Genomic DNA, 26,859 nt, shown 5'->3' with positions numbered 1-26,859 from the left:
TTCTTTGAGAAAGTAATAAAAAGAATATGGGATGTTTAATTCATTTAGATTAAATATGATTAATAAAATATCATAAAAAATCCACTGTATTATTTAAGAAAATACTCATTTAAATAATAAGCGCCATCAGTAAAATCATCCGCCTCATATTAATAACTTTAAAAGTGAATAATTTTCATTCATTAAGAGGTAATGATGGCCACCGAATCGCTCAGAAAAGCCCCCTCACCCATATATAAAAAGAATAATATAATATCTAAACATAAGTTAAAAAATGAAGAGATTGATACAGCAACCTCTGACGCTACATGGAGAGAAAGCAATAATAACGATACCACCATTTTATTTTATTCATTTAATCAAAGCTATTTACTCTGGAGCACTGATATCGAAAAGCAGCAAGGTGCGCCAATATTTGCATTCAATCAAGAACAAATTCGTCAAAGCAATATTGCAATGCAAAGCATTGCAGATGTCGCGAATATCCGATTTATTCAAGCCTCTCAAGATAGCTCCGCTAACCTACTATTTTTAAACTACGACCAGCGAGATACCGGTGATGCTGGATATGCCTATTATCCAAACCAAGGGGGGTTCAGCCCAATATGGATTAATTACGTGACACAGGATATTCAAAATCCAACCCAAGTAAATTTTGGCGGGTATGCTGTCATTCACGAACTCGGCCATGCTCTGGGCTTGATGCATACTCATTCCCATGGGCACACACGGCAAATCAGCGTCATGAGTTATTTATCTGAGCAAAACTCTGGGGCAGATTATGGCGGAAACTATCCATCAACACCGCAACTACTTGATATAGCGGCACTCCAAAACCTTTATGGTGCCAATATCAGCACCCGTACTGGCGATACTACCTACGGCTTCAATTCCAATAGCAACCGCCCGTATTTCACTGCAAAGAAAGCCAGCGATATATTAATATGCTGTGTATGGGATGCTGGCGGTATTGATACGTTTAATTTCTCCGGCTATGGGCAAAATCAAAATATTAATCTGGAGGAGCTGAGCTTCTCTGATGTTGGTGGATTAACAGGAAATATCTCAATTGCTGCTGGAGTTTGTATTGAAAATGCCATCGGTGGCAGTGGTGATGATAACATTTTGGGCAACAGTGCAAATAATAGGATAGCCGGTGGGCTTGGAGCTGACCAGCTTTGGGGGCGAGGAGGCAGTAATACCTTTGTCTATTACAGTGTTAGTGACTCTTTAACAACCTCGGCGGATACCATTCACGATTTTAAAGCCAATAAAGATAGCATCGATTTATCTGCTTTAGGATTAGACAAAAATAAAACCAGGCTAGTGAATAAATTCAGTAAAAATAGCGGAACAGAAATAATGCAGAAATATGATTCCGTGAGAAACATTACCCATTTGATGATTGACTTTGATAATAACCAATATGAAAGTGACATGTTGATACAATTTACCGGCAAACATCAGCTTTCATTAAATAATTTTATTTTTAGCCCACAAGCTATCGCATGATTATTATACTTCACACACATCAACTACAGAGTTCTCACCCATATAATCTCACTCTATATGTTTATTAAACTCACCATAACATTGATGAATAAAGACTAAGAGTGTGAACGCAATATGTAATACACAGGTTATATCAACAACATTAAAATTAATTAATTTATAAGAAGCCATTATGACTAAAGAAAGAAATAATCATGACATAAAAAGTGAGACTATTGAAAAAATAACCACATCCTACACATATAAAAACGTCAACAATAAGAAAGGAAAGACAATATTATACTATTCATTTGACCAAGAATATTCATTATGGAAAGCAGATAAAGAATATCAACAAGGTGCCTCAACATTTTTCTTCACCAAAAAGCAAAGGCGTCAAACCAAACATTCAATGAGATGCGTTTCGGATGTCGCCAATATCCGGTTCAAAGAGGCCACTGACGATAAGACGACTAACCTATTATTTTCAAACTTCGAAGATGATAATATAAGCATTAGCGGTTATGCATATTATCCAAATAAAAATAAATTTAGTCCGATATGGATTAATTACGCTACTGACAACTCTGAAAAAGCCATAAAATATAATGGAAAAACTATCCTTCACGAAATTGGTCATGCTTTAGGGCTGCAGCATACACATGACCATGGCCATACACAACAAACCAGTATTATGAGTTATTTGTCTGAGAAAAAGTCTGGCGCAGATTATGGTAGATACTATGCATCATCATTGCAAATGCTTGACATAGCAGCACTCCAACAAATCTATGGTGCTAATATGAAGACTCGCACCTGTAATACGACCTACGGTTTCAACACCACTCTTAAGCGGGCGACTTTCCGCGCAAAAGAAGCCAGTGATATATTAATATTCTGCATTTGGGATGCTGGTGGCATTGATACACTTGATTTCTCTGGCTATGGGCAAAATCAAAATATCAACCTGAATGAAGGCAGCTTTTCTGATGTTGGCGGATTAACTGGCAATATCTCAATTGCACTGGGGGTTTGTATTGAAAATGCCATTGGCGGTAGTGGCGATGATAAAATATGGGGCAACAGTGCAAATAATACACTCATTGGTGGTGGTGGTGCCGACCAGCTTTGGGGAGATGGCGGTAATAATACCTTTGGCTACCGCAGGATTAGCGATTCGTTAGTGACAGCTGCCGATACTATTCACGACTTTATATCAAGTAAAGATAAAATCGATCTCTCCCATATCCTATCTGATGGTCTTGGTATTAAACTGGTTGATCAGTTCAGCAATGGCAAACAGACGGAAATAATTCAGTCATATGATGATATAGACGACATTACATATTTGATAATTGAATTTAATAATGAAACCTATGGACACGAAGATATGTTGATACAACTTACCGGCAGACATCAACTTTCATTAAATAACTTTATTGTCAGCCAACCACTCGTGGCATGATTTTTATCTTTTTTATACTTTAGACCACTAAATTCAAAATCATTGGTATTGCTGGTAGGTTATGAACTAACTCATTCCTACCAGCAATAAACCAGCCCGCTTCCCTACAATTTCAAGGATGAAGGATATATATCAAAACGGTGACTTTTCGTCGTGACAGCAGCCTGTGTTGCTACTCCCGCCAGTGGTTCGGCATAATCAGGGCGTTTAACCACCACGCGCTTGGTGGCCAAAGCGCGGGCTGGTGCCAGTAAGCCATCGGCATCGTCATCAGCACCCACCAATGACTGGAACACCCGCATTTCCTTTTTAACCAGCGCACTTTTTTGCCGATGCGGATACATGGGGTCGAGATAAACCACGTCAGGCCGGGGTTCAATCTCGGCCAGTGCCGTTAAGCTGGAAGCATGCAATAAAGTTAATCTTTCGCGCAGCCAAGGGCCAATTTCAGCATCCTGATAACCTCGGCGCAAACCATCATCCAGCAATGCGGCGACCACCGGATTACGTTCCAACATTTGCACATGACAGCCCAGTGCAGCTAGCACAAAAGCATCTCGCCCTAAACCTGCGGTCGCATCGACAACCCGTGGCAGATAGCCTTTTTTGATGCCCACCGCTTTTGCTACCGCCTCACCGCGCCCACCACCAAATTTGCGACGATGAGCTTGCGTGCCAGAAACAAAATCAACATAGATGCCGCCGAGTTTTGGCTCATCCCGCTTGCGCAGTTCGAGACGTTCAGGTGTCAGTACCAACGCCATGATCGCCTGCTCGTCAGACAGCAAACCCCAGCGCTCAGCCAGAATAGACAAGGCGCCGGGATCGGCGCCTGCTTCAGACAATAAACAAATACTTACCTGTGACACATTCTAGCCCTTAATACCGTAATGGCGCAGCATAGCATCTAACTGCGGCTCACGACCACGGAAGCGCTTGAACAGGGTCATTGGTTCCTCGGAACCGCCACGGGACAGAATATTATCGAGGAAGGATTGGCCGGTCGCCGCATTGAAAATCCCTTCTTCTTCAAAGCGCGAGAAGGCATCAGCCGAGAGAACTTCTGCCCACAGGTAGCTGTAATAGCCTGCCGCATAGCCACCGGCAAAGATATGGCTAAAGGCATGTGGGAAGCGGCCCCATGTTGGTGACGGCACCACTGCGACTTGTTTTTTGACTTCATACAAGATAGGTAGAATTTGCGCCCCCGTCAGCGGGTCGAACTCATAATGCATGCGGAAATCGAACAGACCAAACTCCAGTTGGCGCAGAATAAACAGTGCTGCCTGATAGTTTTTCGCTGCCAGTAATTTATCCAGCATCTCCTGCGGCAATGGCTCATTGGTTTCGTAATGGCCCGAAATGAAAGCTAGCGCCTCTGGCTCCCAGCACCAGTTCTCCATAAACTGGCTTGGTAACTCGACTGCATCCCACGGCACACCATTGATACCAGAGACTCCCGCAGTATCAATTTTGGTCAGCATATGATGCAAACCGTGGCCAAACTCATGGAATAAGGTGGTGACTTCATTATGGGTAAACAGCGCCGGTTTACCGCCGACCGGTCCATTAAAGTTACAGGTTAAGTAAGCTACCGGCTTCTGCAATTGACCATTTGCCAGACGCAAACTCCCGACACAATCATCCATCCAGGCTCCGCCACGTTTGTGTTCACGGGCGTATAAGTCTAGATAGAAGCTGCCGCGCAGTTCACCATTAGCATCAAATAGCTCGAAGAAACGCACATCTGGATGCCAGGTATCTACATCGTGGCGCTCTTTGGCGGTAATGCCATAAATACGTTTCACTACCTCGAACAGCCCTTCGACTACGCGCTGCTCAGGGAAATAAGGTCGCAATTGTTCATCACTAATCGAGAACAGATGCTGTTTTTGTTTCTCGGAGTAATAAGTGATATCCCAAGCAGCCAACTCACTGACGCCATAATGTTTTTCAGCAAAAGCACGTAATTGGGCCAGCTCTTCTTCTGCTTGCGGGCGAGCGCGTTTCGCTAAATCATTCAAGAAACCCAGCACCTGTTGCGGGCTTTCGGCCATCTTGGTTGCCAGTGATTTATCCGCATAGCTGTTAAAACCCAGTAACTGAGCCAATTCATGACGTAACGTCAGAATCTCAGCCATGATTTCGCTGTTATCCCATTTGCCGGCATTCGGCCCCTGATCAGAGGCGCGAGTCGCAAAAGCGCGGTACATCTCTTCGCGCAATTGAGCATTATCGGCATACGTCAGCACCGGAAGATAACTTGGCATATCCAGCGTCAGCAGCCAGCCATCCTGCTCTTTGGCCTCTGCCATGGCTTTGGCGGCGGCCAATGCGCTTTCCGGCAACCCTTTAAGTTGCTCAACATCCGTAATCAGCTTGCTCCAACCCATAGTGGCGTCGAGCACGTTATTGCTGTACGTCGAACCCAATTCAGAGAGACGGGCAACAATTTCGCCATAACGTTTTTGCTGCTCGGGTTCCAGACCAATACCGGATAACTGGAAATCACGCAGCGCATTTTCTACCGCTTTGCGTTGTGGAGCCGTCAAGGCATCAAATCCCGGCCCCTCTTTTAGACTGACATAAGCCTGATACAGGCCTTTGTGTTGGCCCACCCACGTGCCGTACTCCGACAACAGCGGCAGACTTTGCTCATAAGCCGCACGTAACTCCGGGCTGTTCTTCACCGAGTTCAAATGGCCGACGGGCGACCAAATGCGCGATAAGCGGTCATCGGACTCAGCCAACGGCTGGCACAGGTTATCCCAGGTAAAAGGGCCTGGCTGGGCAACAACCCGCTCCACCGCTTGACGGCATTCATCCAGAGCGGATTTCACCGCCGGCACGATATCTTCAGGGCGAATAGCAGAAAATGGCGGCAGGGAGAACGGGGTCAACAGCGGGTTTGTCATAGAGTTGTCCTGATTATTTTTAAATTTCATTCACGTTGTGAATATCAGCGCCAGAACAGATCCGGCCGCAGAGAATAAATAATGTATGAACAATTAACATGAGGTCTGTCAGCATGAAAATCAATGGCTGACGGCTTAATCAAGCACCTCAACCAGCTTAAATTGCTCAAACACCAGCAACATATCAGGGGAAAAATCCCCTGCACGTTCAAAAAACTCCTGATGCCCTTGCTGCCAGTACGCCAGACTTTTATCGCCCTCGCCTTCTTTGGCGGCCATCTCGGCGCTGACATCGCAATAACGAATCAGTGTTAAGCTGACCGTCCTGATCACGCAAACCGGCTCATTTCGGCCATTGAGAATGACGTTGTAATCGCCAATGCTCGGCGAAACCTCAGACTTATAAGCATGATACGAGCAACATGAGGCCGTTTTAACCCCACGGATCACCAGTTGTGCCAGTTCATCCGCCATTTCAGGGCTATCGCCAAATGACCAATGCAGGGCGTCAGGGTAGCGTTCGGCGAGAGTCTTTTTATTCATTATTTTATCCATTCTTTTTTATACCCATGGCAGCAAGGTGAAGTATTCGCTACAAATTAATGCTTTTCACTTTTTATCCACCAGACAGTTTATACTAGTTGCCATAATGTGCTGACTGCAGTCTCTGACCAGGGTGTTTATGACATCCACAGAGAGAAAGCGCTGCCACAATCTACAGTATATATTCTCACTAAATCACTGATTTATATTAGAATATCAATTGGTTAAAATAAAATGTTAAGTTACCGCCATAGCTTTCACGCCGGCAACCATGCCGACGTTCTTAAACACACGGTTCAAAGTCTGATTATTGAGTCTTTGAAAGAAAAAGAGAAACCCTTACTTTATCTGGATACTCATGCCGGTGCCGGTCGCTACCAGTTAAGTGGTGAGCATGCTGAACGTACCGGTGAATACCTCGAAGGTATCGGCCAGCTGTGGCAACGCGATGACTTACCTGCTGACTTAGCCCCGTATATGAGTGTTATCAATTACTTTAACCGTGGTGATAAGTTGCGTTATTACCCTGGCTCACCTTTGATTGCACGCCATTTACTGCGTGAATACGACAAAATTCATCTGACGGAACTGCACCCAAGCGATTACCCGCTATTGCGCAATGAGTTCGCCAAAGATGAGCGAGCTAAAGTGCAACGAGCTGATGGTTATCAGCAACTTAAGTCGCAGTTACCGCCGCCATCGCGCCGTGGGCTTATTCTGATTGACCCGCCTTATGAAATGAAAACCGATTATCAAGATGTGGTGAAAGGCATTCAGGAAGGTTATAAGCGCTTTGCAACCGGTACATATGCATTATGGTATCCGGTGGTATTACGCCAACAGGTCAAACGCTTATTGCGTGATCTGGAAGCCACTGGCATCCGCCGTATTTTACAAATTGAATTAGCAGTACGCCCAGACAGCGACCAGCATGGTATGACCGCCTCTGGCATGATTGTTATCAATCCGCCGTGGAAACTGGAACAGCAAATGAACACCCTGCTGCCATGGCTACATAAAGCATTGGTGCCTTCAGGCCATGGTCATACATTAGTGAAGTGGGTAGTCCCTGAATAAATGGTGCGGTGCCTATGCCCAATAGATTTCGAGTTGCAGATAGGCGACAACTAAATAAACTCAATGACTTGGGTGCATGATGTTAGCCAACAATTCTGCGACTTGAAAGATGATGGGTATAAATCAATTGGTCACGTGAATCAGAGCAATTGATGCAACCTTTGCGACAAAACTCGAGCAAGGGGTAAACTCTTAGGCAATTTTTAAACGATTCTTGATGGAAACGACCCTGATGACTAAACATTACGATTATCTAGCAATTGGCGGTGGCAGTGGCGGGATTGCGTCGATCAACCGGGCAGCCATGTATGGCAAGAAATGTGCCCTGATCGAAGCTAAACAGCTTGGTGGTACCTGCGTGAATGTGGGTTGTGTGCCGAAAAAAGTGATGTGGCATGCCGCACAAATCGCGGAAGCTATTCATTTATATGGCCCGGATTACGGCTTTGACACCACAGTAAATAAGTTCGATTGGAAAAAGCTGATTGCCAATCGTACTGCTTACATCGATCGTATCCATCAGTCTTATGAACGCGGCTTAGGTAATAATAAAGTTGATGTTATCCATGGTTTTGCGCGTTTTGTTGATGCTCATACTGTGGAAGTTAACGGCGAGAAAATCACCGCAGATCACATCCTGATTGCCACCGGTGGCCGCCCAAGTCATCCAGATATTCCGGGTGCTGAATACGGTATCGACTCTGATGGTTTCTTTGAATTAGACGAGATGCCAAAACGGGTTGCCGTGGTGGGCGCCGGTTATATCGCGGTTGAAATCGCGGGTGTGCTCAATGGGTTAGGGACAGAAACGCATCTGTTTGTGCGCAAACACGCCCCACTGCGCACCTTTGATCCATTGATTGTTGAAACCCTGCTGGAAGTCATGAATACCGAAGGGCCGAAACTGCATACCGAATCAGTGCCAAAAGCGGTCATCAAAAACGCCGATGGTAGCCTGACACTGCAACTGGAAAACGGCACTGAAGTGACTGTCGACCAACTGATTTGGGCTATCGGCCGTGAACCGGCAACAGATAACCTCAATCTGCCTGCCAGTGGTGTCAAAACCAATGAAAAAGGCTATATCGAGGTTGATAAGTTCCAGAATACTAACGTCAAAGGTATTTATGCCGTTGGCGATAATACTGGCGCAGTTGAACTGACCCCAGTAGCGGTGGCAGCAGGTCGTCGTTTGTCTGAGCGCTTGTTCAATAACAAGCCGGATGAACATCTGGATTACAGCAATATCCCGACCGTGGTATTCAGCCATCCGCCAATCGGCACTATTGGTCTGACTGAGCCACAAGCGCGCGAGAAGTTTGGCGACGATCAGGTGAAAGTGTACAAATCTTCATTCACCGCCATGTACAGCGCGGTGACTCAGCACCGTCAACCATGCCGGATGAAGTTAGTCTGTGTGGGTGCGGAAGAGAAGATTGTCGGCATTCATGGGATTGGCTTCGGGATGGATGAAATCCTGCAAGGGTTCGCCGTTGCCGTGAAGATGGGCGCAACTAAGAAAGACTTCGACAACACAGTCGCTATCCACCCAACTGCCGCGGAAGAATTTGTGACGATGCGCTAAGGTCTAACCAACCGATCGATAAAGGCTATAAACCGCAGGGTTTATAGCCTTTTTTATCGTCAACTCGATACGCTGACTTAGAAACCGATCTTCACCCCTAGGTTTCCAGTGTAACCGTCCATTTTCCCGTCAAAAGCACGTTGGTATTTAATATCGCCATAGATATCAACGTTATTATTCACTTTAGCAGTGACACCAGCCCCACCTTGCCAGTAGGTTTTAGTAAACTCTGGGCGGAGGCTAGCAGTATCAATGGTAACCTGCGGATTCTGACCCAATTGATGGACAACATCAGCAGAGAAATAAGGCTTAATAACCTGCTGCTGGCTAGTTTCGCTAAATACCCGCATCCCAGCACGAGCCTGCCCGACAGAATATGACGTCCCGCTCACCCCAGAAACATCATCGCTGAAACTACTCAGATTCAGATATTGATATTTCAGTTGCCCTTGAGGTTCTATTTTCCAGTTTCCGATGAGGGGATATGACTGGCCCACTTCGGCAGAGATTGCCACACCATAACCATTCTGTTTGGCATCATGCTGACTTTGGTAGTTATTGCGGTACAACGTCCCCTGCCCGACAATATCAACATAGCCGCCTTGCTGCGTTTTCAGTGTGTAGTAGCCCCCCAGACCATAGGCATCGGTCTTAATTTTGCCGGTATCGACGGAGAGATCCGCACGCACGGCCCGAGCTTTATCTTGAGCATCAGTTTCCTGCTTACCCAGCGTAACCATCACACCGGCTGTCGCCTGAGTTCCGGCCGCATTTTCAGCCTGATAGAGGTCATGGCCTAATTGCGCAAACCAGATATCCGAATCGTAACTAAAACGCCCGGCCTCAAATTTATTATGTTGCCCACTGATTCGCCCCCAAGAGCCCTCATTAAAGCCATTCGCGGCCCCTTTTACGTCGCCCTGGCGCTCATGCAAGCTCCCCAGAGTCGTGAAACCATAGAAGGCATTTAACCAAGGTGCGGCAATATAGCCCGGCACTTCACGACGGTAAGCCGTTTCCGGGACTGGCCTCACTGGAGTAACCGAAATAATCTCACCCGGATCTGTTGGATCTGTTGGATCTGGAATTATCGGCGTTGGGGGGATAACCGCAGCCAGATTAGATTGTAAATTCCAGCTGTGCTCATCTAGCTGATATAGAAAATACTCATAAGCCCCTGCAACAACAGAGCCGTTCATCGTGAAGCTGCTGGTATTGCTATTCCCGTCAACAGTAATCAGGTTAATGCCGGTTCCGGTCGTCAATGCCCCCAGCCCGCCCTGATTAGTCACCTGAACAGTATGGCTGCCATCTGCATCCCCGGTCACATGCAGTTTATCTGCTGGTGAGCTGTCATCACCTAATTGGGCATTAAAGCTCAGCAGGCCACTGCCGGTTAAATTGCCATTTATGGTTAAGGTACTGAAGCTGTTACCCGGTGTGCGTGCATAAGGATTATTGCCAGCTGAAATAAAGTTCAGCTGGCCCAATATCTTCATAGACTCAACATCAGCATCTCCGGTTAAATTCCAAATACTGCTGGCATCAACATCAACACTTTTGGCGTTACGAGCAGCCCCGTTCCAAACTGAGCCGTTTTTCAGTGTTAGGTTAACATTGTTGTTTTCATCCGCCTGAATATCCCCCACCAGCACCGAGTGGTTATCGGCATTCAGATTGACGTTACTGACAAGGGGTGATGACGTGCCGGTATTGGTCGAAGCATTCACCAGTAACCCATTACCGCCGGTCAGTTGCGAGCCGTTGATCACATCAACATTAATGCTGGCACCATAGGCTCGAATACCCGCTCCCTGCTCACTGATAATCTGGCTGTTATCTAACGTGGCCTGGCTGTAATCTGTCGTCGAGCTGGTGGCATAAATACCCCCGGCATTGGTGCCAGTGGTCGTTACTTGGCTATTTGCCAGTGAAATGATGCTTTTTGTTTGTAGCCACAAAGCATAAGCACTGGCACCGGAGGACGTCCCGATAATATTTTTAGCATTGATTGATGAACTGGCGAACGTACCAAGCACCATACCAGAGTCCCCGGTGGTATTAATGCTCGCGCCATCCACATTCAACTGGCCCCCACGCGCAGCGCTAGCACCAAAACTGTTAACACCGGCAGTCGAGATAGTCATATTTGTGGCATCAAACATCGACTGTGAATAGATGCCATGGGAACTATTACCCATGGTGACAACCCGAGTATCATCGACAATAGCAGTCCCCCGGTTATCAATAGCCGTAGCACCATCACCCTCAGTAATGATTTCAGAATTATAGACTTTTACCGATGAGGTCGTATCCGGCACCCAAATGCCCGTGGCGTAGGTACCTTTAGAATGGTAGGAGCCGCCATTGAGGGTGACATCAGCATTCATATTAACGTCAACCATGGTTGCATTACCGCCGTGGGAAACCGCATTGACGTTATTGAATATAATCACTGCTTTATTGGTCGAACTGTTCCCCATGGCGCGTAATACCCCGCCAGAGGCAAGGTCAATATCTGCATTAGTGACAGTCACCGCACCTGTAACATCAAAAACCTGAGCAATAGTCCCCGTGGCAGTGAGGCCATCCATGGTAATAGAAGACCCTAGCCCCACGCTGACCCCCGCATAACCGTTGGTCATATTAATCGTGGTGTTATCCAAGTTGGCATTTAAACCACCAGAGCCAATATAAATACCCGTACCACCGCCAACAGCGGTATTATTAATAACATTATTTGCACCGGTTAATGTACTGCCGAGGCCACTCAGATAAACACCATAGCTCCCGCCACCGCTGCTATTCAATATGGTATTGTTCAATGTTAATGCTGCACCTGCGGTGCCTGATACCGTGTAAGCAGATCCGCCACTGGTGGTTATTTCAGTACCATTAATATTTGCATTGCTGCCTAAACCAGTGGAGTAAACACCATTTCCCTGCTGGCCCGTGGTGGTAATTGTTCCACCATTTAATATCACCGAACCTTTACTATTATTGATGCCATAAGCAATGACACCATTGGTTTTAATGGAGGAACCGTCCAGATTTAATGAACCGCCGTTGGTTATAGCCACGCCATTTGCGCCGCGTGCCGTGGTCTCAATACTGAGATTTTCATCGCCGGTGACGGTGCTACCGGCACCTTGCACAACCACTGCGGGCTGGTTCTCACCGTCGGTACCATATTCACCAGAAATAGACACCGTGGTGCCGTCAGTGACATTGACGGTTTGTGCGGCCCAGCTATAAATAGGGCTGAACAGGGGAATGAGTAAGCTGGCTAGCAATGTCTTACGAAAACGGGGAGCGATGACTGTTCTGTTTATTTTCATGATGATAGCCTGGAGTTTTACAAAAATGATACAAATGGGGAAAGCTTTAACTTATTAGTTAATAATTTATTTCTTTGTCTTATTTATATTTAGACGCCAGGCTTAATTTTTAAAAAATAAACGACCCAACTTATTAACAATATAAGTATTAGTGAAAATATTTAATATGGGATTGAGCCTTATGATTTGTAGGCAATTTCCTACTAAATATAAATGCAGGATATAATCAATCAGTTAAGGTGGGATTAATCATAAATATTATTAAGAATATTCTTGTCGCTGCAAACCACTGGAATGTAACAAGCACGGTTGTGATGGGCGTCGAGTCTGCTATTATCAACAGATTAGTCATCGTTTTGTGTCATATTCTGTAGAATAATCATCTGCATAAGGCATGGATTAACGCAATTGAGGAGAATTATGCCGAGCGCACCGCGAGATAACTCAGCCCCACTGACTGCGGGAATTGAAACGGGTAAAAAAGCCATTTCTTACATGGCGCGGATAAGTGATCGTGTTAAAGCGTTCCCTGCTGTTGCCCATATTATCCGTGCTACAGATCGTTTTAATGATCGACTTGGCAGCCAATTTGGTGCGGCTATTACTTATTTTTCGTTTTTGTCGCTGATCCCTATTTTGATGGTTTCTTTTGCCGCTGCCGGTTTTGTATTGGCATCTAACCCTGACTTATTAGCTGAATTAATTAATAAAATCGTTAATACCATCAGTGACCCAAGCTTAGCTGCCACCCTTAAAAATACCGTTAATACCGCCATTCAGCAGCGCACCACTGTCGGGTTGACCGGGTTAGTCATTGCGCTTTATTCCGGTATCAGTTGGATGGGGAATCTGCGTGAAGCTATCCGCGCGCAGTCCCGCGATGTATGGGAGCGCAACCCACAGGATCAGGAAAAATTCTATTATCGCTATGCCCGCGACTTTATCTCACTCACCGGGTTAGTTATCGCGTTGATTATTACTCTTTCGCTGACGTCTATCGCCGGCGCTGCACAATCTGCAATTGTTAATGCATTAGGTCTGGGCGGTATCGAGTGGTTAAGGCCAGTAATGACACTTATTGCACTGTCGATATCTATAGCCGCTAACTATCTATTATTTTTATGGATATTCTGGATTCTACCGCGTCATAAACCAAAGAAAAAAGCGCTGCTGCGTGGCACCCTCATTGCGGCCATCGGGTTTGAAATCATCAAATTTATCATGACCATGATGCTGCCACGTCTTGCCAGCTCTCCGTCTGGTGCTGCCTTTGGTTCCGTGATTGGCTTGATGGCCTTTTTCTACTTCTTCGCGCGCCTCACTCTATTTTGCGCCGCCTGGATAGCCACTGCCCGCTACGCCGAAGATGGAACCCTACCCCAAGAGGCAGACAATAAGGCGCCACAATAACTTAAATATGCCAGTTAAAATCTAATTACTGGCATATTATTCTTTGTAATCAACAACAAATTAGAATTAAAAACCAATCAAGAAACTTCTTAATGCTAAAAACCAGCATAACTCACTAATGCTAATTTTTTTATTTATCACATTATCAGCAATAAAATCTGCATTTTATTTCTTATGTGGTGCTATTTAGCGCCGAAATTACTGTTGTAAACAGATTGTTCTTATTTAGCTATCAGAGGCCGAATTGTTCATTTTCTATCCGTTGAAAATGCCAATTTCTGTGACTAAGATAACTTTTCGCTAAAATTAACAAGTAAGAAATAATATGCCGTCAAGCATCGCACAAACCATCGAATCAGACAGTCTGCCAACTCCCGTAAATTCGCGATCAAAAGTCATTGTTGCCTCACTGATTGGAACAGCAATTGAGTTTTTTGATTTCTATATTTACGCCACCGCAGCCGTCATTGTTTTCCCCCATATCTTCTTCCCACAGGGCGATCCGACGGCGGCAACCCTGCAATCGTTAGCGACCTTTGCCATCGCCTTTATTGCCCGGCCTATTGGCTCTGCGCTGTTTGGGCACTTTGGTGATCGTGTAGGCCGCAAAGTGACCTTGGTCGCCTCACTGTTGACGATGGGAGTCTCCACCGTGCTCATCGGCTTACTGCCGGGCTATGCCACTATTGGCGTATTTGCGCCGCTATTGCTGGCTCTGGCTCGTTTTGGTCAGGGTTTGGGGCTAGGCGGTGAATGGGGAGGTGCGGCATTGCTGGCGACAGAGAATGCACCACCGAAAAAACGTGCGCTTTATGGCTCCTTCCCACAGTTGGGGGCGCCAATCGGCTTCTTCTTTGCCAATGCCATGTTCCTGGCGCTATCTTACTTACTGACAGATGAACAGTTCCTCAGCTGGGGCTGGCGGGTGCCATTCTTGCTGTCTGCGGTATTGGTGTTGATTGGCTTGTATGTTCGGGTGTCGTTACACGAGACACCGGTATTTGCCAAAGTCGCGAAAGCCGGTAAGCAAGTCCGCATCCCTATCGGGACACTGTTTAGTCAGCATATGAAAGCCACTATTTTGGGGACATTCATCATGCTTGCCACTTATACACTGTTCTACATCATGACAGTCTATTCATTAACCTTTGGCACTACCGCGGAACCACTGGGGCTGGGTTATTCACGCAATGACTTCCTCTTGATGCTGATGATTGGTGTCGTCGGTTTTGGTGTGATGGTGCCGATTGCCGGGCAAATGGCCGACAGTTTTGGCCGCCGCAAGACCATGATTTGCATCACCCTGCTGTTAATTGCTTTTGCACTGATATTCCCGAGCATGTTGGGTTCCGGTCAACCGGCGCTGGTAATGGCTTTCCTCGCCTGCGGTTTCATCATCATGGGGCTGACTTTCGGGCCAATGGGTGCCTTGCTACCGGAGCTATTCCCGACCGAAGTCCGCTACACCGGCGCATCATTTTCCTATAATGTCGCGTCAATTCTTGGGGCATCGGTTGCACCCTATATCTCAACCTGGCTGGCAACTCACTATGGCCTATTCTATGTCGGTGTCTATTTGGCCTCTATGGCAACAATCACCTTGATAGCATTGCTATTTTCCAAAGAAACTCGCCATATCTCTCTGTAAATCCCGCTCGATCAGGTCAACACCCCATAATGATAAATAAGCATTATGGGGTTTGCTCAGCCCACTGATTTCTCACTACACTGATGGCTCGTCATTGAAAGTGAAGGGAAGCCCATGCCACGTTATATAAAAAAGCCTTGGTTTTTACTGACTCTACTGGCCATAGTCCTGCTTGCTGTCGGATATAAAATGCGCTTCAGTAATGCCGATGCATTGTGGAATATTGTTAACCAACAATGTGTTCCCCATATGGAAGCAGAACATAATCCACAGCCCTGTATTGAAGTCGATACCCAAGCTGGTTTTGTGGTGTACAAAGACATGCACGGGCCATTGCAGTACCTGTTAATGCCAACCGCCAAAATCAGCGGTATTGAAAGCCCCAAATTATTGACGCCCACCAGCCCCAACTATTTTTTTGCCGCCTGGCAAGCTCGCCACTTTATGGCCGATAAATATGGCGCACCGATTAATGATGCTGATATCTCGCTGGCGATAAACTCAAAATACGGGCGCAGTCAGGATCAACTCCATATCCATATTTCTTGTCTAAAACCACAAGTAAAAACCACCTTGGCGGCGCAGGAAGCGAATTTTCGACAACAGTGGCAGCCACTGCCTGGGGGCTTACTGGGACATGATTATTTAGTACGGCGCACCACCGCAGCGGAATTACAGCAATCTGGGGCGTTTCGCCTGCTAGCCGATGAAGTACCCGCAGCAAAAGAGGAGATGGGCCGTTATGGTCTGGCAATGACTGCTTTGCCAGACGGGGAGTTCTTACTGTTAGCCAGCAAAGTCAATCCATTGAAATTGCATCCTGCCTCGGTGGAGGAGTTGCAGGATCACAGTTGTAAGCTGCTTCCCCAACCACCGGTACCTTAATCGGTTATTTCTTTTGCTTCATTTTTTGCAGGAAGGGGGTGCACTGATTTTCTTCAGCTTCACTGGGGGAAATCAGTGCCAGTAATGCTGCCGCCGGTGTTAACGCCACACCCAATACGGCAGCAACAGCACCACGAGCAATCAATGGCCCAGCTTTGACACCGGCATCCGGCGTCTTAAAGGTGCCTTTGACGTAGAGTGGAGAACGTAAGGTCAGAATACGCAGCCCCTTACTTTCTGGATCGATGGATAAATCCAGCCGCTCAGTGGCGAAGTTGATATTGCCGGTAATGTTGATAATGGCATTTTCGGTATCAATGACAAACAGGCGCGGGGTCGCTAAGCCATTTCGCAACTGAATATCAGCCACCGCACAGTTAATTTTCACCTCATCGTCACCAAACAACTTAGCCACAATATAGTTACCCACATTCAGGCCAAGTAACTCCATCAAGCTGCGGCTAATGAGCCCCTGATTCAGCAACAGGCGCAGGTTGCCATTACTGGTTGCCAGCAGGGCAGCCACCGAGTTACCGGTAGCAGTAAATGACGCATCGCCATTCAGTTGCCCCAGACTGTTACGCATCGCCTGAACCTCAGGTAACAAGGCTTTCAATTGTAAGCGGCGAGCATGTAAATCCACCTTGCCATGCATTGGATCTTGGTTGCCGTTTAGGCGCAACGTGGCATTGAGATTTCCCCCCGCCATACCGAACCGCAATGGATCCAGCAGCAGCTCGCCCTTATTCAGCACCACATGGGTAGACAGATCCGTTAATGGTAATGATTTATCCCGATCGATACGTTTGGCGGCATAGGTGACATCGGCGTCCATCACCCCCCAGCTTTTGGTATCAAACTTCTCAGTTGGTAACACCTTATTCGCAGGCTGTCGGCTTCGTTCACCACGATTGGCTTTTTCCTGATTGGAGTCTGCACCAATCAAGGGTGCCAAATCAGCAAAGCGCAATTTATCTGATGACAGCTTGCCGACTAATTTCGGCCGCGGCTTACTGGCGGTATAGGTCAGATTGCCATGAATATCGCTGTCACCAATTTTGCCATTAAAGTTTTCATAGCGATAAATGGCACCACCGGCTTGTTTAAGGCTCGCAATTAAGCGGCCATCAGTGTTGTAAGGAGGGGTGGCTGGCAGTAGCACGCCAATCAGTGGGTAAAGGTTATCCAGACTGGCACCGGAGAATTTCAACCCCAGATCCAACCCTGCCAAATTACCGGGATCAGTTAATGTACCCACCACCGCGACCCGCGTCGTGCCTGAGCGCACATCGGCCTGTAATGGGAATGGCACGGACGCATCACTCATCGACAACATGCCGCCAATTTTACCACTGCCGGTTAATGGCTGGCCCTGATACTTACCGTCAATTTTCCAGCCAAAAATATAATCCGGCGTGCTGTTAACTTTATCAGCTGCCTGTTTATCTTTTTTCTCATTACGCGCCCCCGTCACCTCAGCAAAGGGCAGCGGCTTGCCTAATGGGTCGATGACCGCATGAAGGTCAGCTTTTAAAATCGCATCCTTCAGGTTTATCTCGCCACTATCGAAAACGATATCATGGATATTCACCGACCAAGATGAAGTCGGAGTCTCGCCGTCAGTCGGGCTATTGGCCAGATTAAACGTCCAGTTATTCTTGCCATTAGCCAGACGCTGCAAGGTGGCATTAGGTTGTGTCAGCCAAATACGGGGTATCAATACTTCCTTACCCAGTAATGCCAACGGCGCAATGCTGGCGTCTACCCGTTTTAGAGTCACCATTTCGCCAGTGGGGAATGCGGTGGATTCGCGCTTGTCTTCTACGGTTTTGGCGGCTTTATCACTGACAAGATCCGGTGGGTTGCCCAACACTAAATCTTCAGCATGGATATTCGGCCAGGGTATCCAGCCACGCCAGCCAGGTTCATCACCTTTGCGTGACCAATCCACGCCCAGATTACCGCGAATAGCAAAGGGTCGTTGCAGCTCGGCGGAGACTTTTTCGTTAATCGTCGGCTTCAGACGGTTCCAGTCAAAAGTCATAACAAACACTATCGCTGCTGCCACTAACAGCACAATAATCCCGCCAACGACAGTCAGCACTTTTCCGGTTTTGGTCATAACAGCTCCATGCCAGTACTCATGATGTATAAAGCTAAATCCACACCAAAGAGGTGTTCAGGTCAGAGTCAGTTCACGGTATTTTAATTGAAAAATCGGTTAGAAAAAGGGTTAACCGATTATGAGTGCAGATTCAGAAGACAACGTTAACTATAGTAGATGAGCTGTTTCTCAGGAAATATTAACCACAAAACAGCATTGGGAGTGTTTGTAATCGATCAAATGGTGTCGGTCGGGAGAGATAATAACCTTGTGCCGCTGCTGCATCAGAGCGTTGCACCATGGCCCACTCTTGTGAGGTTTCCACCCCTTCCACAATCACCCCTTTGCTATAGCGGTCCATTAAGGTGACCAAAGTGAAAAACAGTTGGTTCCCGACATCACTTTCTTGCAGCACGATAAACAGATCTCTGGCAACTTTGATGTACTCATAGCGCCAGCTAATGAATGAAGTGAAATTCGCCAGTCCACTGCCAAAATCATCCAGCCACAATCGGTCAGCTTCAGCAATGCGGGCAAAGGGGGTATCGAGGGAGGTATCAACATGTTCAAGCAATTCAAAACGAATGTATGGCATGGCATCGATTAACAACTTGGCCTGCCGGTCATCCTGCATCGCCATCAGCGCCTGACCATCAATATTGATAGACACCAATACCGAGTGATGGACAAATATCGCGTGCCACTGCTTAACCATATTCAGTTGCTCCAGCACCACATCCAGCCGGGCGCGGATACTGATAGCATTAAAGTAATCTTCCGGATTCAAACGGGTATCCGGCGATGAAGGATGGAAAACAGCCGTCAGCAACTCGATCGCCAGCAGCGCACCAGAGGTACGATAGATAGGTTGAAAAGTGTACCGACGCTGACATTGCCGCCAGAAGCTCTGTCCTTTATTACGATCAATAGCGGCAAAGGATGGCGCAAGTAAACCTGATACTTTATTGGTCATCATCAGTTTAGTCGCCATGTTTCAGGGCACCAGACAGTTGTGACAATCTACATTGCCGACGGCCTGATGACATCCTGTTATAAACGGTTTTCCTTCTGGAGATGTTATCGACTCGCGCGACCAGAACTTTATATAGCGTCATAACAGATTATTGCTCCCAAGCGTGCTGGCGCGGCACATTAAAGCCATCTACAGTAGTTAACTCAATAATGCCATTAGTGTTAATGGAGATGAACATGCCTTATGTAAATATTAAAATTACTCGCGAAGGGGCAACTGCGGAACAGAAAAAACAGCTGATCGCCGGAGTGACCCAACTTTTAGTCGATACTCTGGGGAAAAATCCAGCGACCACCGTCGTCGTGATTGATGAGGTGGATACGGATAACTGGGGTATTGGTGGACACAGCGTGACCGACCTACGAAAATCGTCATAATGCGCGTCTGAATCACGGGAAACTTGCCAGTTTCCCGACCTATATCATAAAAAATTTAAAACGTCGTTTTAATACTATTGACTCTGACTAAGCCAGCAGTGAGACTAACCCTATTTCGTTCCCACCACTGATTCACAATTCAGGAATAGGCCAGCTTTCCATGACCAGCAAAAATATTGCCGTTATCGGCGAATGCATGATTGAACTGTCACAAAAAGGTACCGACCTTAGCCGGGGCTTTGGCGGTGATACGCTGAATACAGCGGTGTATGTTGCCCGTCAGGTGTCACAGCAAGCCCTGAATGTGCATTATGTGACCGCATTGGGTACCGACAGCTTTAGCGAAGAGATGCTGGCCGCCTGGCAGCAGGAAAAAATCCACACTGACCTTATTCAGCGCATGGATAATAAATTGCCCGGGTTGTATTTCATCGAAACCGACAGCACCGGCGAGCGCACTTTCTATTACTGGCGTAATGATGCTGCCGCGCGTTTTTGGCTGACCAGCCCAGAGGCTGATGAAATCTGCCAACGTCTGGAAAAATTTGATTATTTATATCTCAGTGGCATCAGCCTGGCGATTCTCGATAGCGCTTCACGCCAGCGTTTGCTGAAATTGCTTCGTGCCTGTCGTGCTAATGGCGGCAAAGTTATCTTTGATAACAACTATCGCCCGCGCCTGTGGCAAAGCAAAGAAGAGACGCAGGAAGCTTACCGCGACATGTTGGCCTGCACTGATATCGCATTCCTGACATTGGATGATGAAGACATGCTGTGGGGCGAGCAGCCACTGGAGCAGGTCATCGCTCGGACTCAGGATTTAGGTGTAAGTGAGATTATTATCAAGCGCGGCGCGGACTCTTGCATCGTCTGGGTGAAAGAGGGTTTTGAAGCTCACCAATATGATGTGCCGGCAGTGAAACTACCGAAAGAGAAAGTGGTCGATACAACAGCGGCTGGGGACTCTTTCAGCGCCGGTTATCTGGCGGTTCGTCTGACTGGCGGCAGTGCCCACGACGCAGCAGTGCGGGGCCATTTAACTGCCAGCACTGTCATTCAATATCGTGGTGCCATCATCCCACTGGCAGCAATGCCCGCAGTCTGATTAAACGTCATCTGATAGCAGCTACTGCCCATCCTAAAAAGGCAATGTGCAGTAGCCGCTCAGAAATTTATTGCGCCGTGGTTGGTGTTGGCGGTACAGCCTCCGCAGCACTGACCGCAGGAGCCGCATCTTCTGCCACCACGGTGTGAGGTGCCATAATCGCGTTATACGCATCTTGCAGCGCCTTCACATTCACTTCCGGCTCGCCTTTGGGCTGCGTCAGAATCAGCGTAGTATCTTGCGATAACTGCTGCTTCAACTCTTGGTTCAGTTCGGTCAACGTCAGGCCGGATAAGAATGCTTGCCGAAGTTTCTGATACTGTTCTGGAGCAATATCCACCACCCCACTTTGCTGAGAACGCAGACGTTGGCTCATCAGAATATCGGTATCTGTACGGGCATAGGTAGCAAACAACTTACTGAGTTGGTCATTTTTTTGCACCATTAACGCATCAAACTCAGCCTGACTCAGCCCATTTGTCCGCAGGTTAGCCAATTCACGGGCAACGAAACTCATGCCCGGTGTCAGATTTTCAGTCGGCGTATTCAAGTGAATAGCACATTGAGCACGTTGATATTGCACTCGGCAATCAAAGCCCAGTTTCAGGTTCTTCTGATCACTTTTATCCAACACTTGCTGGATATGCCAGAACAGCGCCTCACGGGCCAAATCACTACGCCAGTAACGGCTTAGTGCCACTGAGTCCTGAATAGGATGCCATGGAGTATCCCATGTCAGCGATAACGTATCTTGGGTCGCCTGCTCACTCATCAAGCTCACGGGCTCTGGTGGCAGTGGCGCTAACATCGCGATGGATGCTGGCGTAGTACGTTTCCCTTTCAGCTCGGCGAAAGTTTTGCTGATTTGCGCCGCAATACTGCGGCTATCTACATTGCCAACCACATAAAGTGTCATGGCATCAGGGGTATACCATTGCTGATAAAACTGTTTCAGCTTCTCGACATCGACTGGCCTTGCTACCGGTTGGCCCGGATCATGCCCAATCAAAGAGGAGCCTTTAAGCCGGTAGCGCCACCAAGGCTCCTGAATATTTTGCGGGAATGTAGCGATAGGATCGGTCGCGCTATTTAATGCCGCATTCACGGTCTGTTCACTGATGGCCAGCTTGCCACTGGTATCGGATAGCCACGCTAATGCTTCTTTCAGCAAATCAGGGCGATTATTGGGCAAGCTCAAGCTATATAAAGTGAAATCATAAGATGTAATCGCCGGTGGCAAAGGGCGTTCGCTATCGACCCCTTGCTGCCACAGCGACTGAAGTTGGGCAGGAGTAAAACTCGCGCTGCTCATTAATGCCAAGCGAGGTAACAGATGGGCAAAGCCAACTTGTTGTGCGCTTTCAGATAATGAGCCTGCATTAACCACCAGACGTAATTCGATCCGATCGCTAGGGCGCTGCGGCGTCGCCAGCAACTGCCATGAAAACCCGTTTTCTAATTTCCCCTGCTGCCAAGCAGGGTCGGGTTGTAGTGCTTCAGCCTGCACATTACTGCTGGCGGCGGCCAACAATAATCCACCAACTATAAGACGAATTCTGGTGCCCTGCATGTGAACCCCTACTTAATAAACTATCCAATCTTAACCCTTATAACTTTGGGTATAAACGATACAATTTTGCGTAAGTCACTCGTGAGGTGGGAGTGTACCATTCTGTTAGACCGCATGCTTTTGCCGATGTCACTCATCAGAGTAAAAAATAGTATCTAAATGGTAATTTACACAAGAAATAGTATCGCGGAGCGTTCTGGCAGGGGGCTACCGGTGACCTAAGCCACCGGTATTCATTTGAGAACTAATCGTTATTTTAGGAGTAATCGTGGTGTGACCCGACAAAAAACTTCATTCTTTGTTACGGTTTTCAAGAAGATGAAACACCAGGTTTTACCTCACTATGAGGCGGGGTTTTATTTGATAGTACCGCTTGCAGCTGGTCGTTATCCAACTGGTTGCACCATTTAGCGACCACGATGGTTGCAACGCCATTCCCGACCAGATTGGTCAAAGCGCGGGCTTCAGACATAAAGCGGTCAATACCCAGAATCAACGCCAGCCCTGCTAATGGCAAATGACCCACGGCAGAAATGGTGGCCGCCAACACGATAAAGCCACTACCCGTCACCCCTGCTGCCCCTTTCGAAGACAGCAACAGCACCACCAGCAAGGTAACCTGGTGAATAACGTCCATGTGGGTATTGGTCGCCTGCGCGATAAATACTGCCGCCATAGTCAGGTAAATCGAGGTACCGTCCAGGTTAAATGAGTAGCCGGTCGGGATAACCAAACCTACCACTGATTTCTTACACCCGGCTTTCTCCATCTTGTCCAGCATGCGCGGCAACACAGACTCCGAAGAGGATGTCCCTAACACGATCAGCAACTCTTCTTTTATATAGCGGATAAATTTGAAGATGTTGAAGCCATTGAATCTCGCGATAGAGCCAAGCACCACCACCACAAACAGGATACAAGTTGCATAGAAGCAGATAATCAACTGGCCCAGTTGCACCAAGCTGCCCACACCGTATTTGCCGATAGTAAAGGCCATCGCACCAAAGGCACCAATCGGAGCCAGGCGCATAATCATATTAATGATGCCGAAGATAACCCGTGAGAAGCTCTCGATAACATTAAAAATAAGCTGGCCTTTCTCACCCAGACGATGCAGGGCAAAACCAAACAGCACTGCGAACAGCAACACTTGCAGAATATTTCCGCTAGCAAAGGCACCCACTACGCTGCCAGGAATGATGTCCAGCAGGAAGGGTACTATTCCTTGTTGCGAGGCTTGTTCGGCATAAAGTGCAACCGCTTTAGCATCCAGTGTCGCCGGGTCGATATTCATGCCCGCACCGGGTTGCACCACGTTAACAATGACCAAGCCAATCAGTAACGCAATGGTACTGACAATCTCAAAATAGAGCAGTGCTATCGCGCCAGTCCGGCCAACCGCTTTCATACTCTCCATACCCGCAATGCCGGTTACGACGGTACAGAAAATCACGGGTGCGATAATCATTTTAATTAGTTTAACAAATCCATCACCCAGAGGTTTCATTTGAGCGCCGAGATCAGGGTAAAAATGGCCCAATAGAACGCCCAGTGTAATCGCCGTTAACACCTGAAAATAAAGACTTTTAAATATTGAAGCTTTCATAACCTATGTCCTTTTGGAGAAATGCACGGCAGCCTGTCGCTTTGATCTCAGTGATAATTGAATGACACTTCTTTTTATCCGTGCTTGCGCGGAAAATAACACCCTCATAACAATATGGAAATTATTAGTTGCACTGGATTGCACCCTAAATGCGAAATTAAGAACTGAAACGCTTCAAGCGCAAGCAATAGCGGGAATACAGTCAGATCAACCAGACAATTAACCCAAAATGGTTAACGGCGGAACAAGAGAGAAAAGGAGTAATCAGTGGGAGTGGGAATCAGAGGGCAGTAGATGGATTCTTGAGCGGAATATTTTGCCAGCAGTAGCCCCCTTTTTAGCCTGAGGAAAGGGGGCAGATCGGCGTTACTTAATGGCCCGGCTAGGTACAGCGGCGGCACTATTAATGGCGATTTCGTTAATTGCGCTCCACTTATTGACATCAGTACCGAAGGTATCCAGTTTGATGTATTTGGCCGTAATAGGGGCAAAAGTCAGTTTTTCACCATTCTTATCGGCAGTAGAGGTTTCCAATCCTTCAGCCAGCGGGTGCCAGCTCTTACCATCACTGGAATAGGCGATGGAGAACTTCAACTTACGCTCTGTTGGTTTGAAAGGGACGATGAGAATATTTTCAATGGATTGCTCTTTATCCAGCTCTAGTTGGACCCAACTTTCACCGGATGCTGCCCAACGTGTTTTAACATCGCCATCGGCGATATTGGCTGGCACATGGCCTTTTTCGCTGTCATAACCGGATGCCGTCACAGCAATAATCTGTGCAGCATAGCCAGATGCGCAGAACAGCGAACCGAGCAGAAATGTGGCTAAAACCTGTTTTTTCATCAACCTATCCTTTTTATCACGACAATGAGAACCCGTGGGTAAAAGCGCCGGGCATGCGACCCTGGGAAGCCGCTGCTCGGCACTTTTTACTAACAGCGGCCCCAGCACGGGCCGCTGTCGGGACTATTTACGGCCGTTCGGTTGCAGCTTCTCACCCACATTGAGCAAGAACAGTTCATTATCACGGGTTGAGATCCGTGCTGAACCATCGTCCATTCGGTAAGCACCTTCGGTAAATCCAGCACCATTAAGGAAAGGTGCAACTGCCTGTGGTTTATTACGTAGTGAGGCCTCTAGTGCCAGTAAAGCGTAAGGTTCTATCGCGTCAACATCGGCATATTGACGATCGGGAGATGCCATAAAGAAGCCATCGATATAGCGAGTTTTAATGATGTTATCGCCGATTTTCTCTGCCAATAGCCGGTAATCAGCGACCTGACTGGCACTATAGAGATCGAGCAAAGCGAACACCGCGTATGGGTCACTGTTGGTGGTGTCCAACTTGACCTTCACATCTTTACCCGGTGCAGTACCGATATCACCCAGCCCCTGGTCGTTGGCAATACCGCGAGCGACTTTCCACAGTAATGGGTCATTATCGATGGCGTAAGCACGCGCATAGGAAATCAGGAATTCATTGCCAGCTTTGTACGGCTTGAGTACCGCACCTTTTTTACCGTAATAACCATCACGCGGGAGGGTGTAATTCGATAGATCCTGCCCGTCAGCGATCATTGGGCGGAAAGTATTGTCCTGATCGTTATAAGCATATTTAGCAAAAGCTTTCAGGCCATCCACCGTCCACTTCAGTAAGTCCTGCCCCTGCGGCCCTAAATCTTTACCCAACTGCAACTGCATCAAGGCATTTTCAGAATAAAGGGTACTGGTGCGCCCTTTGAGCATCATATTGCCTTCCAGTGCTGCCGGGCCAAACTCGGGCCCAAATTGGCGCTGAGCACGATCACCAAACTTGGAATGGGTGTCGGCGTCATCGGTTGGCTCTTCACGTTTCAGAGCTTGAGTAAACTGATACACCCCCAAGCCGGTTTTGGCATCGCGCGGCAATACATATTGATCGGCCAAACGCTTAGCCCATACCAGTGCGCCCTGGTCTTGCTGGTGCTTGTAGAGTAAGGACGCCGAATAAATCAGGTCATTACCCGCATTCAGAAAACTCAGGCCTTTAGTGGCGAAGAACGGCGGTTGCTGCTCAAACTGACTTTTCCACAACTCCCCCATCGGCTTGCCATACTCGCCGTGGCGGCTGGTTTCAAGAATGCGCCAGTCATAAACATGGGCATTCCAAAAGCCGCGAATAAACCGAGCGGTGGCGTCACTGTCGACACTGAACATCAGGTCATAGTAGGGATAGGCATTTTTCAGCTCATGCACCATCTCTTTTTCACTTGGCCCTTCGGGTTGCAGTGTTTTTAAATCAACAAATCGGTGGCCGCCCCAATAAAGTAAACCACTTGGATCTTGATAGTTTTGGAAATGATAACGAACAATATCTTCAGCCCGTTTCTGATAACGCTCATCGCCACTCAACTGGCTTAAGCCACTCATCACGCGCATCAGATTTTGTTGAGCAGAGAAGTTCGATAATACTGCCCGGCGGCCATCGGGGAATATCCACTCCAATTGCTGCCCGGTACGGGGGTCAACACCATCCGCCAATAGCGGGCTGGGCTTATCACCGTGGTAAGTATCTGATGCCTTATTGAGCACATTATCGACATACTGCTTTACCACAGTGAGGCGGTCAGTATCCGCGGCCTGTCCGGCGGGTATATACAGCGCTGCCAGCGCCGCCATACTCAAAAATAACGCTCTTTTTTTCATTACGTTGTTACCTGTCAAA

At 47.4% G+C, this 26,859-nt stretch carries 19 protein-coding genes; 9 read left to right on the top strand and 10 right to left on the bottom strand.

All coding sequences use genetic code 11. From position 1 onward, the window contains the following. Positions 1 to 192: 192 nt before the first annotated feature. Together N0H69_RS00640 and N0H69_RS00635 are read left to right on the top strand one after the other, a co-directional pair. Positions 193 to 1,512, top strand: coding sequence for a M10 family metallopeptidase C-terminal domain-containing protein (locus N0H69_RS00640; RefSeq protein WP_151419931.1), 1,320 nt, complete (start codon positions 193 to 195; stop codon positions 1,510 to 1,512). A 172-nt stretch (positions 1,513 to 1,684) separates the two neighbouring features. Next, positions 1,685 to 2,956 carry a M10 family metallopeptidase C-terminal domain-containing protein gene (locus N0H69_RS00635; protein WP_072077717.1) on the top strand — a complete coding sequence of 424 codons (1,272 nt, stop codon included), beginning with the start codon at positions 1,685 to 1,687 and terminating at the stop codon, positions 2,954 to 2,956. Between the two features lie 104 nt (positions 2,957 to 3,060). On the opposite strand, the gene rsmJ is transcribed toward N0H69_RS00635, so the two are convergent. The 3 genes from rsmJ to N0H69_RS00620 form a co-directional block, all read right to left on the bottom strand. Next, positions 3,061 to 3,825, bottom strand: a complete 765-nt coding sequence (gene rsmJ / locus N0H69_RS00630; protein ID WP_050135268.1) for a 16S rRNA (guanine(1516)-N(2))-methyltransferase RsmJ — start codon at positions 3,823 to 3,825, stop codon at positions 3,061 to 3,063. Between the two features lie 3 nt (positions 3,826 to 3,828). After that, a complete protein-coding gene (prlC, locus tag N0H69_RS00625) occupies positions 3,829 to 5,871 on the bottom strand; it encodes an oligopeptidase A (protein WP_050135266.1) in 2,043 nt (680 codons plus the stop codon). Between the two features lie 135 nt (positions 5,872 to 6,006). Continuing rightward, positions 6,007 to 6,414 carry an ASCH domain-containing protein gene (locus N0H69_RS00620; RefSeq protein ID WP_050152309.1) on the bottom strand — a complete coding sequence of 136 codons (408 nt, stop codon included), beginning with the start codon at positions 6,412 to 6,414 and terminating at the stop codon, positions 6,007 to 6,009. A 234-nt stretch (positions 6,415 to 6,648) separates the two neighbouring features. Between N0H69_RS00620 and N0H69_RS00615 the strand changes: the two genes are divergently transcribed. Together N0H69_RS00615 and gorA are read left to right on the top strand one after the other, a co-directional pair. Then, on the top strand, positions 6,649 to 7,491 hold the full coding sequence (locus N0H69_RS00615) for a 23S rRNA (adenine(2030)-N(6))-methyltransferase RlmJ (protein ID WP_050135264.1): 843 nt from the start codon (positions 6,649 to 6,651) through the stop codon (positions 7,489 to 7,491). A gap of 232 nt (positions 7,492 to 7,723) precedes the next feature. Next, the gene (gorA, locus tag N0H69_RS00610) at positions 7,724 to 9,076 is read left to right on the top strand and encodes a glutathione-disulfide reductase (protein WP_050110415.1); all 1,353 of its coding nucleotides are present in this window, start codon (positions 7,724 to 7,726) and stop codon (positions 9,074 to 9,076) included. Between the two features lie 77 nt (positions 9,077 to 9,153). Here the strand turns inward: gorA and N0H69_RS00605 are convergent, their stop codons facing one another. Further along, positions 9,154 to 12,414, bottom strand: a complete 3,261-nt coding sequence (locus N0H69_RS00605; protein ID WP_050152308.1) for an autotransporter outer membrane beta-barrel domain-containing protein — start codon at positions 12,412 to 12,414, stop codon at positions 9,154 to 9,156. 420 nt (positions 12,415 to 12,834) lie between these two features. Here N0H69_RS00605 and yhjD point away from each other — a divergent pair, with 420 nt between their 5' ends. From yhjD to N0H69_RS00590, 3 genes are all read left to right on the top strand, one after another. Next, complete coding sequence (yhjD, locus tag N0H69_RS00600; RefSeq protein ID WP_050135260.1) at positions 12,835 to 13,824, top strand: inner membrane protein YhjD; 990 nt, start codon at positions 12,835 to 12,837, stop codon at positions 13,822 to 13,824. A 325-nt stretch (positions 13,825 to 14,149) separates the two neighbouring features. Next, positions 14,150 to 15,472, top strand: coding sequence for an MFS transporter (locus N0H69_RS00595; RefSeq protein WP_050110403.1), 1,323 nt, complete (start codon positions 14,150 to 14,152; stop codon positions 15,470 to 15,472). 114 nt (positions 15,473 to 15,586) lie between these two features. Then, positions 15,587 to 16,357 (top strand): CDP-diacylglycerol diphosphatase, encoded by a 771-nt coding sequence (locus tag N0H69_RS00590; RefSeq protein WP_050110402.1) that lies wholly within the window; start codon positions 15,587 to 15,589, stop codon positions 16,355 to 16,357. A gap of 4 nt (positions 16,358 to 16,361) precedes the next feature. On the opposite strand, the gene N0H69_RS00585 is transcribed toward N0H69_RS00590, so the two are convergent. Both N0H69_RS00585 and pdeH read right to left on the bottom strand, forming a co-directional pair. After that, positions 16,362 to 18,479: an AsmA family protein gene (locus N0H69_RS00585; RefSeq protein WP_050152307.1), complete on the bottom strand. Its 2,118-nt coding sequence runs from the start codon at positions 18,477 to 18,479 to the stop codon at positions 16,362 to 16,364. Positions 18,480 to 18,660: 181 nt separating this feature from the next. Then, complete coding sequence (gene pdeH, locus N0H69_RS00580) at positions 18,661 to 19,452, bottom strand: cyclic-guanylate-specific phosphodiesterase (protein WP_050110400.1); 792 nt, start codon at positions 19,450 to 19,452, stop codon at positions 18,661 to 18,663. A gap of 218 nt (positions 19,453 to 19,670) precedes the next feature. On the opposite strand from pdeH, the gene N0H69_RS00575 reads away from it, so the two are divergent. Together N0H69_RS00575 and kdgK are read left to right on the top strand one after the other, a co-directional pair. Beyond that, positions 19,671 to 19,871: a 2-hydroxymuconate tautomerase family protein gene (locus N0H69_RS00575; protein ID WP_004388926.1), complete on the top strand. Its 201-nt coding sequence runs from the start codon at positions 19,671 to 19,673 to the stop codon at positions 19,869 to 19,871. 160 nt (positions 19,872 to 20,031) lie between these two features. Next, complete coding sequence (kdgK, locus tag N0H69_RS00570) at positions 20,032 to 20,976, top strand: 2-dehydro-3-deoxygluconokinase (RefSeq protein WP_050110399.1); 945 nt, start codon at positions 20,032 to 20,034, stop codon at positions 20,974 to 20,976. Positions 20,977 to 21,043: 67 nt separating this feature from the next. On the opposite strand, the gene N0H69_RS00565 is transcribed toward kdgK, so the two are convergent. The 4 genes from N0H69_RS00565 to N0H69_RS00550 form a co-directional block, all read right to left on the bottom strand. Then, positions 21,044 to 22,546 carry a M16 family metallopeptidase gene (locus tag N0H69_RS00565; RefSeq protein ID WP_050110398.1) on the bottom strand — a complete coding sequence of 501 codons (1,503 nt, stop codon included), beginning with the start codon at positions 22,544 to 22,546 and terminating at the stop codon, positions 21,044 to 21,046. A gap of 310 nt (positions 22,547 to 22,856) precedes the next feature. Continuing rightward, positions 22,857 to 24,152: a dicarboxylate/amino acid:cation symporter gene (locus N0H69_RS00560; RefSeq protein ID WP_050110397.1), complete on the bottom strand. Its 1,296-nt coding sequence runs from the start codon at positions 24,150 to 24,152 to the stop codon at positions 22,857 to 22,859. A 366-nt stretch (positions 24,153 to 24,518) separates the two neighbouring features. After that, on the bottom strand, positions 24,519 to 24,998 hold the full coding sequence (locus tag N0H69_RS00555; RefSeq protein ID WP_050152306.1) for a discoidin domain-containing protein: 480 nt from the start codon (positions 24,996 to 24,998) through the stop codon (positions 24,519 to 24,521). 123 nt (positions 24,999 to 25,121) lie between these two features. Continuing rightward, complete coding sequence (locus N0H69_RS00550; RefSeq protein WP_050110395.1) at positions 25,122 to 26,840, bottom strand: pectate lyase; 1,719 nt, start codon at positions 26,838 to 26,840, stop codon at positions 25,122 to 25,124. Positions 26,841 to 26,859: the final 19 nt, after the last annotated feature.

Source organism: Yersinia alsatica (assembly GCF_025133195.1).
Taxonomy (GTDB): Bacteria; Pseudomonadota; Gammaproteobacteria; order Enterobacterales; family Enterobacteriaceae; genus Yersinia; species Yersinia alsatica.
This window is presented reverse-complemented; position numbering and strand designations above follow the sequence as displayed.

Bases quoted from the DNA above. Each gene is read 5' to 3' on its own strand.
- N0H69_RS00640 (WP_151419931.1), top strand. From the start codon at position 193: ATGATGGCCACCGAATCGCTCAGAAAAGCCCCCTCACCCATATATAAA.
- N0H69_RS00635 (WP_072077717.1), top strand. From the start codon at position 1,685: ATGACTAAAGAAAGAAATAATCATGACATAAAAAGTGAGACTATTGAA.
- prlC (WP_050135266.1), bottom strand. From the start codon at position 5,871: ATGACAAACCCGCTGTTGACCCCGTTCTCCCTGCCGCCATTTTCTGCT.
- N0H69_RS00620 (WP_050152309.1), bottom strand. From the start codon at position 6,414: ATGAATAAAAAGACTCTCGCCGAACGCTACCCTGACGCCCTGCATTGG.
- N0H69_RS00615 (WP_050135264.1), top strand. From the start codon at position 6,649: ATGTTAAGTTACCGCCATAGCTTTCACGCCGGCAACCATGCCGACGTT.
- gorA (WP_050110415.1), top strand. From the start codon at position 7,724: ATGACTAAACATTACGATTATCTAGCAATTGGCGGTGGCAGTGGCGGG.
- N0H69_RS00605 (WP_050152308.1), bottom strand. From the start codon at position 12,414: ATGAAAATAAACAGAACAGTCATCGCTCCCCGTTTTCGTAAGACATTG.
- yhjD (WP_050135260.1), top strand. From the start codon at position 12,835: ATGCCGAGCGCACCGCGAGATAACTCAGCCCCACTGACTGCGGGAATT.
- N0H69_RS00595 (WP_050110403.1), top strand. From the start codon at position 14,150: ATGCCGTCAAGCATCGCACAAACCATCGAATCAGACAGTCTGCCAACT.
- N0H69_RS00590 (WP_050110402.1), top strand. From the start codon at position 15,587: ATGCCACGTTATATAAAAAAGCCTTGGTTTTTACTGACTCTACTGGCC.
- N0H69_RS00585 (WP_050152307.1), bottom strand. From the start codon at position 18,479: ATGACCAAAACCGGAAAAGTGCTGACTGTCGTTGGCGGGATTATTGTG.
- pdeH (WP_050110400.1), bottom strand. From the start codon at position 19,452: ATGGCGACTAAACTGATGATGACCAATAAAGTATCAGGTTTACTTGCG.
- N0H69_RS00575 (WP_004388926.1), top strand. From the start codon at position 19,671: ATGCCTTATGTAAATATTAAAATTACTCGCGAAGGGGCAACTGCGGAA.
- kdgK (WP_050110399.1), top strand. From the start codon at position 20,032: ATGACCAGCAAAAATATTGCCGTTATCGGCGAATGCATGATTGAACTG.
- N0H69_RS00565 (WP_050110398.1), bottom strand. From the start codon at position 22,546: ATGCAGGGCACCAGAATTCGTCTTATAGTTGGTGGATTATTGTTGGCC.
- N0H69_RS00560 (WP_050110397.1), bottom strand. From the start codon at position 24,152: ATGAAAGCTTCAATATTTAAAAGTCTTTATTTTCAGGTGTTAACGGCG.
- N0H69_RS00555 (WP_050152306.1), bottom strand. From the start codon at position 24,998: ATGAAAAAACAGGTTTTAGCCACATTTCTGCTCGGTTCGCTGTTCTGC.
- N0H69_RS00550 (WP_050110395.1), bottom strand. From the start codon at position 26,840: ATGAAAAAAAGAGCGTTATTTTTGAGTATGGCGGCGCTGGCAGCGCTG.